The following is a 17,401-nucleotide window of genomic DNA, read 5'->3' on the forward strand; positions in this document are numbered from 1 at the left end:
TAGCCGGTTACGTGTTTCCACTGAGGCTGCTTCCCTCGCAGCCGTCTACGTTCGGGGAGTCGGACGACGCGAGCAGTTTCGGGGGGAACTGGGTGAAGAGCAACGCCAGGGGTGTGCTGGGGAGTTGGGTGGCCGTCCTGGTGGCGGTGAGTCTGTTGGCCGGCTGTGCGGGCGGCTCGGGAGGGTCGGCGAAAGAGCCGGACGAGGCGGCGTCCCGGAAGACCGGGTCGCCCTCGCACAGCCCCTCGCCCGCAACCGGGGCGACCCCTTCGGATGGCCCGAGCGCTGCTTCCGGCTTTACACCCGACGCCGCGCGTGTCCCCAGGACCTCGAAGGACGCGGGAAGACTGGTCGACTCCGTCGTGCTCGCCCCGAGCGACTGGGGCCGGGGCTTCGTCGCCCAGAGTCCGGCCAGGAGCACTCCGAATACCTGGGCCGTGCTGGACGGCAGCTGCCGCTGGCAGCGGGAGGAGCTCCCCCACGGGGTACTGGCGGGCGTGTCCCGGTACAGCCGACTGCCCGGTGCTGGAGGCAAGGGCACCGTCAAGGTGACAGCCACGGCCACCGCGCACACCTCCGTCCTCGGCGCCGACGAACAGCTGAGCACCACGCTCGAGGAAGTTCTGCGCTGCCCTGAACAGCAGCCCCGGACCGACGAGCGGATCACGGGCCTGATGTCGCTCGGCACCCCCTTCGGCGCCCGCGAGCAGCAGTACGCCGACGACTCCGTACTCGAAGCAGGCGACTACATCGAGAAAGGCGGCGGCACCCTGCCGTACCGGTGGATGGTCGCCCGGCTCGGCACGGTCGTCGTGGCCGTCTCCGTGACGGGCGCGAAGGGGCGCACCCAGCCGGAACTCGATCAACTGGGCACCAACGCCCTGGCACAGATGCTGACGCGCATCCAGCAGCAGTTGAAGGGGAAGTGATGGAACCGCTCCGTACGTCCGACCCGGCCAAGCTGGCGGACTACCGGCTGCTCGGGCGGCTCGGCGCGGGCGGCATGGGTGTGGTGTACCTGGCACGCTCGGCCGGCGGATCACTGGTCGCGCTGAAGGTGATCCAGGCCGAGTACGCCGAGGACGCCGACTTCCGGGAGCGGTTCCGGCGCGAGGCGGACACGGCGCGCCGGATGACCAGCCCGTGGGTGGCATCCCTCGTGGACGCGGACCCCGAGGCGGCGGCGCCCTGGCTGGCCACCACCTTCGTGCCGGGGCCTTCGCTCGGTGAAGCCATTGCCGCGCACGGGCCGTTGCCCACGCGGAGCCTCCGGGTGCTGGGCGCCCGGCTCGCTCAGGCGCTGCGGGACCTCCACGCCGTCGGTCTCGTGCACCGGGACGTCAAGCCGGGCAATGTGCTGCTGGCGCTCGACGGACCACGGCTGATCGACTTCGGTGTGGCCCGCGATCCGGAGGACACCGCGCTCACGTCGACCGGCGTCGTGGTCGGCACCCCCGGCTTCCTGTCACCGGAACAGGCCCAGGGCGGGCAGGAATTGGGACCGGCCGCCGACATCTTCTCGCTGGGCTGCGTGCTGGCCTACGCGGCCACCGGCCGCCCTCCGTTCGGTACCGGCACACTCGACGCGCTGCTGTTCCGCGCGGTGCACGACGCGCCGGATCTGGAGGGTGTTCCGCAGGAGCTCGCCGAGGTGGTGGGCGGATGCCTGGAGAAGGACCCGTCCCTACGGCCCACGGCCGAGGCGCTGTCGGGGACCCTCGCGGTCGCCGCCCCCGGGCCTGACTCGGACGCCTCCGATGTCTCCGCCGCTTCCACCGCTTCCACCGCTTCCGGCCGGGACGGCGTGGTGCACGCCGACTCGGAGCAGGAGGGCGTACCCGGGGCGGACTCGTCCACCACCCCCCTCCTTCCCGGGCCCGGCGTTTCGCCTCCCGACCCACGGGAGGCCATGCGGGTGCGTTCGCAGTCCTCGGACGGGCCCGGTGCGATCCCTCCGATGCCTGAGGGCGAAGCCGACCAGGTGCCCGGGGGCCAGGTCTCCGGCGACGAAGCCGACTGGTTGCCGGAGCCGTTGATCCGGCTGATCGCCGAACGGTCGGCTGCCGGGCTCGCGTTGCCCGGTATCGACGACACCGAGGTCGTCCCCGCGGCAAACGGCTCCGGTGCGGCGGACAGCACGGCCGTGACGGCTCCCGCCCCACCGCAGGGCCGCGCCGTCGGCAGACGCCGTTTCCTCCTTCTGGCCGGTGGCGCGACGGCTGTCACGGTCGGAGGCGGCGTGGCCGCCTGGGCGACGCTTTCCGGTGACGGCAAGGACAGGGGCGACGGTTCTGGCTCGGCCTCGACGGCCGCCCGGCCCGTGCACACCATCGGGCTGCACGCCGACCTGACCGGTGATCAGAAGCTGGTCGGCCGGGCTCAGGAGAAGGGACTGCGGCTCGCGGTCGACGAGTTCAACTCCCGTGGGGACAAGCCCTTCACGCTCGCCGTGAACACCGTGGACGACGGCGGCGATCCGGTAAAGGCGCCCGCTGTGGCCGCCCGGTTGGTCGCCGACCGTTCCGTCGTGGCCGTGATAGGTCCCACCACGGATGCCACCGCCCGGGCCTCGCTCGCGACGTACGACGCCGCGCTGCTGCCCGTGATCGCCGTGTCGCCCGGAGCCACCGTGCTGGGAGTGATGGGCAGCCGGTCCTTCCTCCACGCCCGCGTGACGGACACGATCCTGCCCTTCTACCTCAGCGCGTATCTGCGCGGCCCCGCGAAGTCGCGCACGATCGGGATCGTCGACGACCGGGCGGCGGACGCGCACGCCTGGGAGATCAGCAGCACGCTCAGCCACATCCTGAGGAAGGAGAGAGCGCCGTCCGTGCCGAAGGTGGTCAGCGCATTGCGGACCGATTTCCGGCCGACCCTCGACGCACTTCTCGACGGCGGCGCGGACTCCCTGGTCTTCGCCGGCTACCACGACCGCGCCGCGCTGCTGGCCCGGGAGCTGAAGAACCGTGAATTCCCCGGGGCGCGGACTGCCGCCCAGGGGGTGCTCGACACACGGTTCCTGTCCGCTGCCGGCGACGCGGCCGAGGGCTGGGTGATCGTCGCCCCCGTCATGGACTCCTCCGTGGCTCCCCAGGCCAAGGCGTTCGCGGCGGCGTACCGCAAGCGTTTCGGTGCCGAGCCGGAGCGGTATGCCGTCGAGGCCTACGACGTGGCCCGCCTGGCAGCGCAGACCCTCAGCACGCTGCCCGCCAAGGGCGTCACCCGCAAGAACCTGACGACGGCGCTCCGCTCGGCGACGTACAAGGGGATCACGAAGAACTTCGCGTTCAACAAGGAGACCGGGGCTCTGGTCGTCGACGGCAGCGGGGTCTTCCTGTGGAAGGTCACCGGCGGCCGGTTCCGGTACCAGGGCGTGGCGCCGTTCCAGGTGTCCACCTGATGGGGCGTTGATGGAGCCGTTGCGCGGCGCCGACCCGGCCAGGATCGCGGACTACCGGCTGCTTCGCAGACTGGGCGCGGGCGGCATGGGTGTGGTGTATCTGGCACGCTCCACCGGAGGTTCGCTCGCCGCGCTGAAGGTCATTCGCGCCGCGCATTCGGACGACGCGGGCTTCCGTGCCCGTTTCCGCCGTGAGGTGGAGACGGCGGGCCGGGTCTCCAGCCCCTGGGTGGTGCCACTGCTCGAGGCGGACCCGGACGCCCAGTCGCCGTGGCTCGCCACGGCATTCGTGCCGGGCCCCTCGTTGGCTGAGGCGGTGGAGGAGTGCGGGCCGCTGCCGTACGCCTCGGTCCGGTTCCTGGGAGCCCGCCTCGCCGAGGCGCTGGACGCCGTTCACGGGGCGGGTCTGGTGCACCGGGATGTCAAGCCCGGCAATGTGCTGCTCGCGGTCGACGGACCGCGAATGATCGACTTCGGTATCGCCCGCATGCCGGAGGACACCGCGCTCACGGCCAGCGGGATGGTGGTCGGTTCCCCCGGGTTCCTCTCCCCCGAACAGGCTCAGGGAAGGGGCAGGGAGATCGGGCCGGCCAGTGACGTCTTCTCGCTCGGCTGTCTGCTGGCGTACGCCGTGACGGGGACACGTCCCTTCGGCCGGGGCTCGGCGGCCGAAGTGCTGGTGCGTACGGTCCACGACGAGCCGGACCTGGACGGCGTTCCGGCGAAGTTGCTGCCGCTGCTGCGGGACTGTCTGGGTAAGGACTCCGGCTCCCGCCCCAACGTGGCTGAGATACGGCGGACCCTGGACGAGGCGGAGCGCCACGGCGGGGACGGCGAGGGCGGGGGCTGGTTGCCGGAGTCGCTCACCCGCTTGATCGCACGCGGTTCGACGGCCGTCCTCGCCCTGCCCGCCGTCGATGCGACCGAGATTTCCGGGGCGACGACGGCCGGTGCGCTGCCCGGCGACGAGACCGTACCCGGCCCGGAGGGGGCGCCGAAGGGCTCCACGCGACGCCGCTTCCTGGTGCTGGGCTCGGCGGCCGGAGTGTTGGCGGCGGGCGGAACGGCGGCCTGGTGGACCGCGGATCGCTCCGGCCGCGCCTCGACTCAGGGAACCCGAACCCGCTCGCGGCTTCCGCAGCTCGTTGTCGCCCTGCACGCCGATCTCAGCGGAAACCAACGGACAGTGGGCCGCGCCCAGGAGAACGGCGTCCGGCTCGCCGTCGAACACCTCAACTCCCGCGCCGACCGCGACTTCGAGCTGGCGCTCCAGGTGCACGACGACGCGGGCAGCACGACCCGGGCGGAACGGGTCGCGCGGCAACTGGCGTCCGACGACCGGGTCCGCGCGGTCATCGGGCCGACCACCGACGCCTGCGCGAAGGCCGCCCTCGACCGGTACCAGCAGGCGCTGCTCCCCATGGTCTCCGTGTCGGTCGGACTCGACGACGTGTCCGCCTTCACCCACCGCGTGTACGCGGCCACCCGCCCCACCGACGGCACCCTGGCGGCGCCCCTGGTCGCCCACCTCGTCCGCACCGCCCGGGCACGCAAGACGGTGCTGGTCGACGACACGGCCGAGGGCGACTTCAGCTGGGAGATCTGCACACGCGTGAGTGAGGCCATGCGCTCCGGGCAGCACACCACGACCCGGCGCACCCTCGCCGCGAAGGGCGACGCAGCCGACGACTTCCGTGCCCTCGCCGAGACGCTGACCGACTCGGGAGCGGATGCCGTGGTGTTCGCGGGAGGGTACGTGCGCGCCGCGAAGCTGGCCCGTGAGCTGCGATCCGCCGGCTACTCCGGTACCCGGTTGGCCACTCAGCGCGCCCTCGACCCCCGCTTCCTCGCCTCGGCGGGCGACGCGGCCGAGGGATGGGTCTTCTCCACCGCCTTCCTCGATCCGACCCGCGTGGCGGCCGCGCAGCCGTTCGTCACTGCCTACCGCAAACGCTTCAACGGCGCCGCCCCGCCCTGGTACTCCGCCGAGGCATATGACGCGACGCTCTTCGTTGCCCACGTCATGACGACGCTGGGCGCATCCCGCGCAGAACGGGGCGCGATCGTGGACCGGCTGCGCGACACCGACTACCGGGGGATCACCAAACGGCTGCACTACACGACATCGAGCACCCGCTACAACGTGGACGGGCTGTACCTTTTCCAGGCGTCCGGTGGCCGCTTCCGCTGTCTCGGCCAGTACCAGAACGCCACGGCGTGAACCGCGTACGGCCGCCGGACGGTCGACGGTTCTGTCAGCCAAGGGGGCGACCTATGCCCGGCTGTCGCCCGGGCAGAACCTAGGGCCTGTCGTTTGGATCAGGCCGGGCTCGCGTGCCCTGGCAAGCACTCCCCCGTAGCCCTTCGGGCACGGGAGGTGCCCCCATGCTGCGTTGCGTCAGTCGCCGACGCTCCGCGTCGGCTCCCCCCTGCCTTCGGCGGGGGGACCCCCATCCTCCGGCCTGCGATCGCACGCACCAGACCCCGCTCACTGATCCGGCCTGATCCAAACGACAGGCCCTAGCCGCGAGGCGGGGCTTCGTGGACCGTCCGCCGCGACGGGTACCACTCCCCGCCCGCCGGGCGGCCCTCCATGTTCCAGCTCCAGGAGACCGTCGGCGTGATGCGCATATAGAGGCCCGGGCCGACCATCCCCACGCGCTCGACCGGCTCTTCCGCGCGGCCGTAGACCCGTACGCATCGTGCGACGAACGGATCGAGGGACACCAGATCGTCGATGACGAGAGCCACCTCGTGGTGGCCCGCTCGGACGTTACGGAACTTGCGGGTCCTGGCGACCGCCGAGCCGGTACCTCCGACCCAGAAGTACGTGCCGTCGTACTCGAAGGCGAGCGGGACCACGTCGGGCTGCCGGCCGTCGGGAGACAGCGTCGCGACGCGGGCGAGCGGCTGTGACCCCATGTAGGCGATCTCTTCGTCGGTGAACGACATGGCATCCTCCGGGCGTGTGCGTGAAGGGTCCTCCACCTTCCATACGAATGGCATCCCTCCGGATCGACACCGATCCGACACGCCTGGAGGTGAACCCCGACGGCCGACGCCGGGGCGCTGCTGCCCGAGTCCGGGTCAGTGTCCTTGGTGCGTGAACGCTGCCCAGATCTGCGGCGTGTCGAGAGGTAGTTCGGGGTTCGCCTTCACCAGGTGGGCGAGGGCGGGCGGCACGATCCGGTTCGGGTCGAGCATCCACAGTTGGGCGGCGCGCAGGGCGTCGGCGGGTGATCCGGGCGTCTCCGGGTGTGCGGGCCCTCCCCGGCCGGTGAGGTAGTGGTGGAACATGTGCATCACCAGCGACGTACGAACGTCGTCGGAGATCGCCCAGAGGGAGCCGACCACCGATGCGGCACCTGCGGTGAGGAACGCCGTGGACAGGGTCAGTGCCTCGTCGTAGTCGGCCAGGGTCAGGTCGCTGGTGCAGTTGGCGAGCACCAACAGGCCGCCCGGCGCCCGGGCGTCGCGGCCGTGGGCGTGCGCCTGGATCTCCGCAACGGTCAACGTCTGGGGCGGCGTCGCGGCGGGGTGCAGGTCGAGACTCGACCCGGCGGGTGTCGCCCGCGCGGTGGCATGGCAGTTGATGTGGCAGACGGCTGCGCTGGACCCGCCGCGGCCCGGCAGGAACGGGCCTACTGCGGCGGCCGTGGCTGCCCGGGTAGGCGGACGGGTACCCGGGCCGTCGGGCTCGGGCACGTCGTCGATCGGTCCGACGACGGTGGCCTTCGGATACTGTGCCGCGATCAGCCGCGCCTCGTCGTGCATCACCCGCGTGCCTCCCGGGTCGGCGACGACGACCTGCGTACCGTCCCACGGCAGCCGGGAGCGGGCCGCCACGTCCACGAGCTGCCGGAGTGTGGAGCAGTACGAGATCACTGCCTCCTGGCAGGCGTACACGGGACCGTCGGGACCGTCGGGCAGTCGTGCCGCGTGCCAGGGCACCATCCCCAGCATGCCCACCGGGGACAGGACCAGCCGCGGCAGCCGGTGGGACCGGCTCGACCGGAAGTGTTCGATCAACGGGGTCATGGCCACCTCACCGGCCCATGAGCAGAGCGGGTCCAGAGCCTTGCGCCACCGGTCCGACGCCCTGCGCACACGCCTTCTGCTGCGCCGGTGGAGTTCCCACATCACGGGCGGATCGGTCTCCGCCGGGAGCACGCCCGGCTCGCGTGTGGCCGCGCTGAACTCCAGGAGCGCCTCGCCGTAGGCGGCCGCCGGGCCGTCGTCCGGGACGGACAGTCCCGGCAGTCGTACACGCTCCACCCTGCCGGTGGCCGTCACGACGAGGGCGTCACCCGTCCCGTCCGCGCCCGGTATCAGGTGGACCAGGGCGTCGGCACGGACGGCCCGCAGGGCACGTCCGATCTCGGACGGCGTGGGTGCGGAGTGGATGCGCCGTTCGGCCGGGCCTCCTTCCAGCGCCTGCAGTACGCGCAGCCGCAGTCCGTCGGGAACGGCAAAAGGGGCACCGGACGGCGTTCCGGGGGGTCGCCCGTGGTCTGCCTTGCGCCATTCATCGGCGAGTTCGGCCCGGCCCGCCTGCTCCAGCAGGTCGGGCACGGTGGCGGCCACGGTCGCCGCGTTCTGTACGAGTCCGCGCCCCAACTCCAGTGCGTCCAGGGCTGCTTCGGTACAGCCGTCGGTGAGGCACCAGTCGACCAGGCGCATCATGTCGGCGCCGGCCGTGCGGGCGGAGTCGAGGGCGGCCTCGGTGCCGGTCTGGAGCAGAACCGCCCTTCCGTGCGCGGCCAGAACCGACTTGGCCGCCTCACGCGACTGTGCGCGACGGTCCGTGTCCTGCGGACCGTAGGCCCGCAACGCCTCGGCCAGCGCGCGCGTGAGGAGCACCGTGAAGGGGTCGCCGGGCCGGGAGTGCACGGCCGTACGCGCATCCTGCAGGAGCCCGACCGCCCGCTGAAGGTCCGCCTTGTCGTGCGTCCGTCGGAAGCGGGCGAGCAGCAGGCGTCCGAGGCCGTACCGGCAGCGGGCGCGGGCCCCGTGGAAACCCTGACCCGCCTCGTCCACGGCTGCGGCCAGCAGGTCGATTCCCCGGTCGAGGGAGGTCCGAGCGGGAGAGGTGGCGGCGGCCGGGCCGCGTCCGTCCAGCGCGTGGGAGTGCGCGCAGAGCACGGCGGCCGCTCGGAGCAGCAGCGGCGCCCGGTGCGCGCTGCCGGGTGAGCAGAGCGCGGCCGCGCGGACGACATCCTCGACCGCCGCACGTAGCGCCGTGACATCACCGTCGCGGGCCGCTCGGGTGGCGAGGAACAGGCCCGACTCACTGATCACCGCGGGCAGCATCGGGTGCTCGGCGGGCAGCGCGGAGCTTGCTTCCGTGAGTGCCTGCACAGCCCGGTCCGCCTCGTCGCCCGGGCCTGCCGCCTGATCCCTGCCTCCGTCCCGCCGGGCGGCGAGCAGACCGACCAGCCCGGAGGCCGCGAGCAGTTCGGCGGAGAAGGTGCCGGCCTGCGCCGGTCGCCCCGGCCGCAGCAGGGCCCTGAGATCAGGCTGTCCCACGGCGGACCCGGCGGCGGGCCGGGCCAGCAGAGTGACGAGTTCGGGGTGGGCGTCGCGGGGGTCCGAACGGTCACGCAGCCGCCCATAGGCTTCCCGAGCGGCAGCGAGATCCATCCGGTCGCCGAGCAGCAGGTGGCGGTCGAGCAGCATGCCCGCGAGGAGCATGGCCAGCCGGTCGGCGAGGGGTCTGTCGCTGTCGTCCAGGGTCGCGATCGCCTGCTGGGTCAGGGCGATGGCGTCGGTCAGGTCCGAGGTCCCGCTCTCGTGCAGCCAGCGCCGGTGGAGCGCCAGAGCGTGCACGGCGATGACGGCGGCCGGCCGGCGGCCGTCATCGTGGCTGCCTCGCCGTGTCTGCTGTGTGACGATCTCGATGATTCGCCCGACCGGCTCCGTGAAGGGATAAACGCTCCCGTCCCCCGGCAGGATCGCGGCGGCGGACAGCGGAATGTCCTCCGGCTCGGCGTCGGGCACGGAAGCAGACATGAGGGCAGGCGCAGGGTCAGGGGTTCGCTCGTGGCCCGAGAGACGCACAGAGCCTGGGGAGCGTACGGATGTGTCCTTGCCGTGCACCACACTCCCGGCACCCCCCGCGAAGGCGCCCAACAACCCTTGGAGCAGCCCGGCGTAGCCGGCCGGCCGCAGCCGCTCGGACCACGGGGCGATGTCGCTGTCCGGCGGCATGTACCGCAGGCCCTCGCGCAGCAGCCGGTCGGCCGACGCGATCTCGGCCGGGTTGGCCGACCCGCGCCGCCCCAGCTCGTGACCGAGTGCCCCTGCCGCCATCAGCAGGAATCCTTTCAGTGGCTGCTCGGTCTGGTCGGTGTGCGCCGATGCCCGGTGCAGCCGGTCCCGCCAGTGCCGGCATGCCCCGTCGTCCAGCTCGCCCCGGCTCCGTACGAATGTGACCAGGAGCAGCAGTAGTTCGTACACGGGCACGGGCTGTTCTCGCCGCTTCGCCGACGTTTCGAGCAGGTGCCTGAGGGTCTGGAGGTCGTCCTCGACGCTGGGGTGGCGGGAGACGTCGGGACCCCATGACGGCTCCCCCCAGGACGTGAAGAGCGCCGGGTCGAAGGGATCGCTGGTCCAGATGCTGTTGGCCAGTGCCCCGATGAAAAGGACGTCGAAATCCGGATCCGGGGCGAAGCCGTCTCCGTCCTCGTGCGCGCGATCGAGCACGATACGGAACCAGCGCACCGATTCCTGGATGAGCGCACGGTCCCTCACCGGCAGCCGGATGGCATAGCCGATGAGAAGGCTTATCGCCAGCGCACACGCTGCCGCTTCGTAGAGGTCGTCCTCGTAGCCGTAGAGGCCGACGCCGGTCCGTAGCAGACTGATCGTCAGCTCGTTGTCCTCCCGTACACCGGGGGCGCCGGCCGCCAGGGCGATCTCGGGGTCCGCCCGGCCCGGCGTCATCGCCCGGAGCAGCAGCTCGTGCAGATGCGGCAGGGCGCGACGGTGTGTCCGTTCGAACAGGGCGAGGGCGAGCCGGAGGCAGGCATCGCCGCGGTCGGTGTCGGCGTCGGGGATGACGTCGATCAGCTCCTGCCCGCGCCGGACCAGGCGGTCGAGCCGCGCATCGTCGGTGCTGCCGGGCAGGAGCATGCTCAGCACTGTCACCAGCGCGTGGAGGATGTTCAGCCGTTCCTGGGCGCGTTCCTCGTCGGTCTCGGATGCTTCGCCGGGCCCGGACCGCAGGGCCGGCACGTACAGTGCCAGGTCGTCCAGTGCCAGGTCGAGGTGCTCGGCGGCTTCGCCGAGGTCTCTGTGGGGGGCGGGATTCCCGGGCGTCGGCGCGGTCGTGTTGCGTTCGGCCCGGTCGATGAGCAGAAGCGCCAAGTCGACCCGGTTGGCGCGTACATCGCGGCGCGTCGTGCCGGGATGGTCGATCGCCCTGCGGTGCCACTCGATGAGGGCCTCCTCTGCGGTCCGTCCGCCGTCGTGCTCGTACAGGTGACGGGCGACCATGACGGCCAGATCCGTCGCGTCGCCGCCGTCGGTCGACGGGTCTCGGGTCAGCGGCCGCAACAGGTCGAGCACTGCGCCGAGTTCAAGGGCCGGCCGCGAGCGCGCGCCGTGGTCGCCGGTCAGGTCGCAGCCGTCGTCGTGCTGGAGAAAGTGGAGCAGCGCAAGTTGGAAGGTGACATCGGGCAGGGGCCCGGCGTCCGACGCGGCGGCGCGGGCTGCCCCTAGCCGGGTGATTGCCTGGCCCCGGTGGGCCTGCCGCGCCGCGGTGTGCGGGCCGGGGGCGCGCGAGCGGTCGGCAAGCGCCAACCCCAGGCAGGCGAGCGCCAGTTCGGAGTCGTGGACGAGTCCTGCCTCCGGCCCGTCCACGACAAGTGTCAGGAGCGCAATGATCCGGTCCAGGTCCCCGCTTCTGCGCTCGCCCGGAAGGTTGCGACTGCGGTTGAACAGGGCCAGGGCCAGATCGCACCGTGCGTTCGCGGCCACACCGGGCGGCCACCATTCCGCCTCCCCCACAAGCGGCGGGAAGACGGCGTGCCCATGCGGGGGTAACGGCGCGATCGCGGTCTCGAAGAGCTCGATCGCCGTGTCCAGCACGTTCGGGTCGCCGGTCAGGTCGGCCTCGAACTGAGCGCACCGCGCGGCCAGCAGACAGGCCCAATGGTAGGAGGCGGTGCCGGTGCGGTGCCCTGCCCGCAGGCGGTCGAGCAGGGCGCGCGACTGGACGAGGCCGTCCGGGGGATCCACGGCCGGTGCCGGCAAGAGGTCGACGGTCTCCATGGCGTGCAGAAGCAGCAGTTCGGCGATGTCGGCCTCGGTGTTCCAGCGGTCCTGACCGCCGGGGTGCAGTACGGCGGCCCGCCGGCGCAACCGGGCGATCTCCGCCTCCAGGGCGGCGATGTCGTCGCTCATCGCGGACCGATCCCGCGGCGCGGGCGGAGCGGCAGCGCGCCGCGGACGTCACTCGGTGGTGCAGGCATGGTGTCCCCCATTTCTCCTGCCGCGGCGCCATCACGCAGCCGGAATTCCGTTCCGGTGAAGACCTCGCGCCGCCTGCGGCAGTTTTCCCGCAGCACTGCACGGTACTGCGATGTCGTGATTCTGCCCGGTGACGTACGAGCCTGGCAATGCATTACGCACCCTGGGACCACTCCGTGCATTTCCAGTACGCTCGCGGGGAGAACTTCCGCTGCCTTGAACCGTGAGGGGAGACGATGCATGGACGATATTGATCTTTCGATTCTGACCGACCTCGAATCACATCCCGATGAATTACGCGAACGTTTGACGGAAGCTGATCTCGCACAGCTCGACCGGCTGCTGGGGCTGTTCGGATATGTTTCGGACGAGGAAGGGCTCCGGGCGATCGGCCTGGCGGTGGCGTCCCATGTACGCAGCCGGCTCCCGGCCGACGACCCGGCCCTGCGGCAGTGGCGCTCGACCATGGCACCCGACCGGGCCGCGGCGCCCGGACTGCTTCGCCGGATGGCCGTACGGCACGGTCACCACCCCGCACCGGCCCGGCCCACGACCGCACGGCGGGCGGCCCCCCGGCCCGGCCCGGAGCAGCAGGGGTCCCTCGCGCCGTCCCCGTGGGACCTCATCCGCGACCGGCTGCTGTCCGCCACGTCTCTCTCCGAGGCCCAGGTCAGGGACGTCCTTGGGCAGGATCCCCGGCATCCGCACCTGATCCGGCTGACCCGGAAGGGCGGGGAAGTGCGGCTGCCGTCCTTCCAGTTCCAGGAGGACTGCACGCCGGTGCCGCTGGTCCTGGCCATCAACGAAGTACTCAGGGCTTCCAAGGACCCGTGGGGCGCCGCGGACTGGTGGCTGGGGCGCAATTACTGGCTGGGCACCGCGCCGGCAGAGGTCCTGGGCAGCGTCCCGGACGACGAGTTGATGGCAGCGGCACGAGCCGTGGGCGAGGGGGACTGACGTGGTACGTCCGGCGAAACTCCCCGACAAACTCGCGGGCACGGCGCACCAGGTGATCTGGCCCGCCGGGACGAGGCTCTACCGGGTGCACAGGAAGACCCGATCGGGCGCCACCTTCAACCCGACCGTGGTCGATCATCACTTCGGCGGCACCCGGTTCGACAGCACCCGCAACGACGTCTACTCCTACCTGTACGTGGCGCCCACCGCTCAAACGGCCCTCGTCGAGAGTCTGCTGAAGGAACTGCCGATCGACGACGGCGTGCCGCGCACCGTGTCGTACAGCGCCATCGAGGACCGGCGCCTGTCCCAGCTGGAGCTGCTCACCGATGTCACGCTCCTGTCGCTGCTCGACCGCCGCGCGATGAGCGCGGTCAGCCAGGGCACCTGGCTCATCCAGGCAGATACACCCGACTATCCGTTCACCCGCCGCTGGGCGCACTGGCTGCGGCTGCAGGCCGACTGGGCACAAGGGTTGATCTGGACCTCCAAGCAGGATCACCCGGAGCCCACCGCGGTGCTCTTCGGCGACCGCTTCGGCCGGCTCCTCGGCAAGAACGTGAACGAGGTCCTGCGAACTGTCCCGAACACCACGATCGATCTCGACGACGGCGCGGGGATGCGCTGGCTCGACAGGACACTGGCGGACTACTGCGTACGCGTCGGCGCACCCCCGGACTGAGCGGCGGACGGGCATGCCCCTGCTCCGCACGCGGACCGGCATGGACCGGCCCGGCCGGTCAGACCCGGGCATCACCCGGGCCCGACCGGTCAGACCCGGGCGCCATCCGGGCACAACCTGGGCGAAGTTCGGGCCACGTCCGGGAATTATCACGCAAGTAGGCAAAAATGAGCCGGACGCACCTCTCGGTCGTGCATAGTCGACCGAAGCGCCTTCGAAAGAGATAATCGGGGGACTCCGGGGGATGCGGAGCCGCAGGGCACGGAATTCGCGCAGAGCGAATCGCCCGGCCTCATGAACCCGTTGCCCATCGCTCTGCGTTTCGATTCGCGCCCGTTTCTCCGTCCGCTTTCCCTGCGATTCTCTCGCGCCCGAAAACTCTGGGGGTTCTCGTGTCTCAATTCGCCGAATCCGAACGACCTGCGATCTTTCCCGTCTGTCTTGTCATCGACGTTTCCGGTTCGATGTCGGGCGGCCCGATGGCAGCGATGAACACGGCCCTGCCCGCCATGCAGAGAGCGATCCTGGACGACCCGACGACCGGTGAGATCGCCCGCATCGCGGTGGTCACGTTCTCCGACTCGGCCGCCTGCGTTCTGCCGCTCAGCGACATGGCCCATGCGCAGATGCCTGCGCTCTCCCCCCAGGGCGGCACCAACTTCGCCGAGGGGTTCAGGGTCGCCCGTGAGGCTCTCGTGGACGGCATCGGGGCCCTCGGCCGGGGGGCCAGGTACCACCGGCCGGTGGTCTTCTTCCTCAGCGACGGTCAGCACAACGCCGGGCAGAGCTGGAAGGACGACTTCGACCGGCTGCGGAGCAGGGAGGACAAGTACGGAGCGGAGGTGGTCAGTTTCGGCTTCGGCCAGGCAAACCGGGAGGTGATCGCGCAGGTGTCCACCCAGCACGCCTTCTTCGCCACCGACATGGATCCGGCAGTGGCGGTGAAGGAGATCCTGCACACCGTGCTCCTGAGCATCAAGACGACCTCCGGCTCGTTCCGGGCGGGGGGCGCGGCGGGGCTGAGCGTTCCCCAGTCCACGGGGCTGACGCCGCTGCCGGTCCTCTCGGTCTGACGGGCCGACGATGGTTTCCAAGTGGTGGCCCAGGGGCAGCCGGCCAGAGCCGGTTGCCCCTGCCGGCCCGGCCTCCTCGGCGGATCAGCCCGGGGCCACCCCGGAGTCGTCCGCCGCGCCGGGCGCCCCGGCGACCTCCGCTGCCCGGCCGGGCAGAGCACAGCCACCGGGTGCGCTGCTGCCTGCCCAGGCGTCGGCACAGGCGCCCGCATCGGACGGAGCACCGGCGGTGCAGCGCGAACAGGGCTACGAGTACCTGGAGTTACCCACTTCCGCTCCTCGGACGGGACAGCTGGCGAACCTGCCCGTGCCCCGTCTCACCGACGTGCCCACCAGCCTGCCCGGCATGCGCGCGGACGGCGGAGTTCTTCAGGGCTGCTGGATCGCCGCGGCCAGCATGACCGGCACCTCGCATCTGGTGCACGGCACATCGGGCCAGGACGTCTACCGGTACACCGTCACAAAGGATGGTTCCGGGCTGATTCTGGTCGTCTGCGACGGCCTCGGCTCCCGGCCGGCCACCGCACAGACCGGCGCGGAGCTGCTCGCCTCGTACCTCTGTGAGGCCGCCTCGCACATCACCGGGCGGCAGATAGCCCTGGCGCCGCAGGACGTTCTCCGCGACGTCCTCGCGGCGGGCAGTGTCGCGGTGCAGCGTCATCGTGTCGCGGTCCTGGGGTCTTTGACGGACTCGGACCTCGCGTCCACCGTCGCCCTGTGCTGGCTCCCACTGCCGGCCGCCGACGACGAAGCCGCCGGCGACGGAGCTCAGGGGATCCATCCGGGCGGGGTCCCTGCGGGCAGCGGTCACGGACATGCCGTACGGGTGGGTGACTGCAACGTCTTCACGCTTTCCCGCGGCACGTACGCAACCGCCTTCCCGGCGGACGAGGGGCCCGCCAACCTCGTCACGGGGTATCTGCCGGACGACGACGTGCACCGGCTGGCCGAGTACGCCCCGGTCGTGCTGGACGGGGTGGAAGCCGTGATCCTCACCACCGACGGGCTGGCCATCGACCTGTTCGACTCGCCCTCGGTACGGACGTGGCTGGCCTCGCGCTGGTCGGTGCCCTGCGGCGCTGCCCGCATGCTCGACTCGCTGCGCTACCGCCGCCAGGGCTCCCACGACGACCGGACAGCGCTGGTCGCCTGGCCCACGGCCTCGGCATCGGCGCACCCGGTGTCCGAGGCACGCGTGCCCGACCAGGCCGATCCCGCGGCCGCGCATCCCCGTCCCAGGCCCTGAGGTACGGTCATGCGCCATGTCATGTCAGGCTCCGGCCGCCAGTACGCCGTGGAGGACACCGAGTTGAACAGCGGTGGCCAGGCGAAGCTCTATCGCTGCCGTGACGACAAAGGCCTGGTACGGGTCTACAAGGAATACCTGAAACCGCTGCACGACAGCGCCGACATCGCCCAACTGAGCCGCCTCCAGCGCATGGGCCACGACATCGTGGCCCGCGCCGAGGCCCAGCGCTCGCTCGCCGGTACGGCTTCCTCCTCGGTGAACTGGCCCATCGACCTCGTCCGTTCCGGACACGAAGTCAAGGGCGTCGTCCTGCCCTTGATACCGGGCGAGTTCATGCGCGACGGCAAGAGCCCCCGCACGCTCGACTTCCTGTCGCTCGCCCGCGCGAACCCGCCGCAGGCATCGGTCCGGGTGGGTGTGCTGATCCGGGTGTGCGACATCTTCGCGTATCTCGAATCCGAGCAGTTGGTGCACGGCGACGTCTCCGCGAAGAATGTGGTCTGGCGGCCGTCACCGTCGCATGCGTACCTGATCGACAGCGACGGGATGCGCTCCTTCTCACCCGCCCCGACGAGCGGTGTCTGTACTCCCGGGTGGGAGGACCCTCGTCTGCAGGCCGGGAAGATCAAAGCCCACGACCGGTACAGCGACCGGTACGCGCTGGCGCTGGCCATGTACAAGGGCCTCTTCCTCAACCCCGGCGCTCCCTGGTATGACAACGGAACCTGGACCGGAGCCTCCGGCTTCCCGCGCAGGCTCGACCCGCGGCTGCGGGACTTGTTCACCCTCGCGCTGGGCAAGCCGCTCGCCACGGACGGACGGCCCACGGCGGCGCAGTGGCGGCAGACCCTCACCTCCGTCTTCCTGGACGGCACAGGCAACTTCCAGCGCCCGCCTCTCGACGTGCTGGACGCATACGCGAAGCAGCACCGGGACGCGCATACCCAGAAGTTCCGGGCCGGGGCCGCGGGCAGAGGTACGGCGACCCCGACGCCTGCGCCCGCCCCCGTGGTCGCCGCTCCGCCCGCCGCACCGCGCCCGGTCCCCGCGCCGCAGACGCCCGCTCGACAGCTGATCGCCGCACCGGTCCGCGCCACACCGGTCCGCGCCACACCAGTCCGGACGGCCTCGAACAGCGCCTCCCCTTGGTGGGCGGTCATGCTGATCCTGGTGCTCGCCGCGGGAGGAGGCGTCGCCTACAAGGCACTGAACGAGCAGCAACAGGAGCAGGGGGACCTGAGGTCGGACACCGCCGCGCCTCCGTGCCCGGCCGAGATCGCGGCGGACATCCCTGACGGCGCCGGCGCTGTACTGCTCCACCACTACGTCACGAACTGGCATGACATCACCCTGTGCCGCACGGCGGGCGACACCGTGTACTACCACGGGGCCCTGCTGAAGAGTCCCGATGCAGGCACGATCACCATCCCCGCCACCGAGACGAGCACCGGCTACCGGGCCCCCAAAGGGGACTATCTCTACGAGATCGACGGATCACAGGTCCTGGTCACTCTGCCGTCCGGCAAGACGAAGTCGTACCGCCTGACAGAGGTGATCGATCCGGGCTGAGG

10 protein-coding genes are annotated in these 17,401 nt (G+C 71.2%); 8 read left to right on the forward strand and 2 right to left on the reverse strand.

The window, feature by feature from the left end; translation table 11 throughout:
• The first annotated feature begins 92 nt into the window (after positions 1-92).
• Genes OG905_RS09595 through OG905_RS09605 form a run of 3 tightly spaced genes read left to right on the forward strand, consistent with a single transcriptional unit; the run spans position 93 to position 5,621 of the window.
• Positions 93-929, forward strand: coding sequence for a hypothetical protein (locus tag OG905_RS09595; protein WP_328667303.1), 837 nt, complete (start codon positions 93-95; stop codon positions 927-929).
• Positions 929-3,400, forward strand: a complete 2,472-nt coding sequence (locus tag OG905_RS09600) for a bifunctional serine/threonine-protein kinase/ABC transporter substrate-binding protein (RefSeq protein ID WP_328667304.1) — start codon at positions 929-931, stop codon at positions 3,398-3,400. Before OG905_RS09595 ends, OG905_RS09600 begins: the two co-directional genes overlap by 1 nt.
• Positions 3,401-3,410: 10 nt before the next feature.
• A complete protein-coding gene (locus OG905_RS09605) occupies positions 3,411-5,621 on the forward strand; it encodes a bifunctional serine/threonine-protein kinase/ABC transporter substrate-binding protein (protein ID WP_328667305.1) in 2,211 nt (736 codons plus the stop codon).
• A 299-nt stretch (positions 5,622-5,920) separates the two neighbouring features.
• On the opposite strand, the gene OG905_RS09610 is transcribed toward OG905_RS09605, so the two are convergent.
• Positions 5,921-6,352: a PPOX class F420-dependent oxidoreductase gene (locus OG905_RS09610; RefSeq protein WP_328667306.1), complete on the reverse strand. Its 432-nt coding sequence runs from the start codon at positions 6,350-6,352 to the stop codon at positions 5,921-5,923.
• Positions 6,353-6,487: 135 nt separating this feature from the next.
• Positions 6,488-11,803 carry a CHAT domain-containing protein gene (locus OG905_RS09615; protein ID WP_328667307.1) on the reverse strand — a complete coding sequence of 1,772 codons (5,316 nt, stop codon included), beginning with the start codon at positions 11,801-11,803 and terminating at the stop codon, positions 6,488-6,490.
• 372 nt (positions 11,804-12,175) lie between these two features.
• Here OG905_RS09615 and OG905_RS09620 point away from each other — a divergent pair, with 372 nt between their 5' ends.
• From OG905_RS09620 to OG905_RS09640, 5 genes are all read left to right on the forward strand, one after another.
• Positions 12,176-12,826 carry a DUF3168 domain-containing protein gene (locus OG905_RS09620; RefSeq protein WP_328667308.1) on the forward strand — a complete coding sequence of 217 codons (651 nt, stop codon included), beginning with the start codon at positions 12,176-12,178 and terminating at the stop codon, positions 12,824-12,826.
• Position 12,827: 1 nt separating this feature from the next.
• Positions 12,828-13,508: an RES family NAD+ phosphorylase gene (locus OG905_RS09625; RefSeq protein ID WP_328667309.1), complete on the forward strand. Its 681-nt coding sequence runs from the start codon at positions 12,828-12,830 to the stop codon at positions 13,506-13,508.
• A gap of 392 nt (positions 13,509-13,900) precedes the next feature.
• Complete coding sequence (locus OG905_RS09630) at positions 13,901-14,581, forward strand: vWA domain-containing protein (RefSeq protein ID WP_328667310.1); 681 nt, start codon at positions 13,901-13,903, stop codon at positions 14,579-14,581.
• Positions 14,582-14,810: 229 nt separating this feature from the next.
• Entirely contained in the window at positions 14,811-15,827 is a 1,017-nt protein-coding gene (locus OG905_RS09635; protein WP_328667311.1) for a protein phosphatase 2C domain-containing protein, read from the forward strand.
• 21 nt (positions 15,828-15,848) lie between these two features.
• Positions 15,849-17,399 (forward strand): hypothetical protein, encoded by a 1,551-nt coding sequence (locus OG905_RS09640; protein WP_328667312.1) that lies wholly within the window; start codon positions 15,849-15,851, stop codon positions 17,397-17,399.
• The last annotated feature ends 2 nt before the right edge of the window (positions 17,400-17,401 follow it).

Source organism: Streptomyces sp. NBC_00322, assembly GCF_036147535.1.
GTDB lineage: Bacteria > Actinomycetota > Actinomycetes > Streptomycetales > Streptomycetaceae > Streptomyces.

Bases quoted from the DNA above. Each gene is read 5' to 3' on its own strand.
- OG905_RS09640 (WP_328667312.1), top strand. From the start codon at position 15,849: ATGTCAGGCTCCGGCCGCCAGTACGCCGTGGAGGACACCGAGTTGAAC.
- OG905_RS09605 (WP_328667305.1), top strand. From the start codon at position 3,411: ATGGAGCCGTTGCGCGGCGCCGACCCGGCCAGGATCGCGGACTACCGG.
- OG905_RS09600 (WP_328667304.1), top strand. From the start codon at position 929: ATGGAACCGCTCCGTACGTCCGACCCGGCCAAGCTGGCGGACTACCGG.
- OG905_RS09615 (WP_328667307.1), bottom strand. From the start codon at position 11,803: ATGAGCGACGACATCGCCGCCCTGGAGGCGGAGATCGCCCGGTTGCGC.
- OG905_RS09610 (WP_328667306.1), bottom strand. From the start codon at position 6,352: ATGTCGTTCACCGACGAAGAGATCGCCTACATGGGGTCACAGCCGCTC.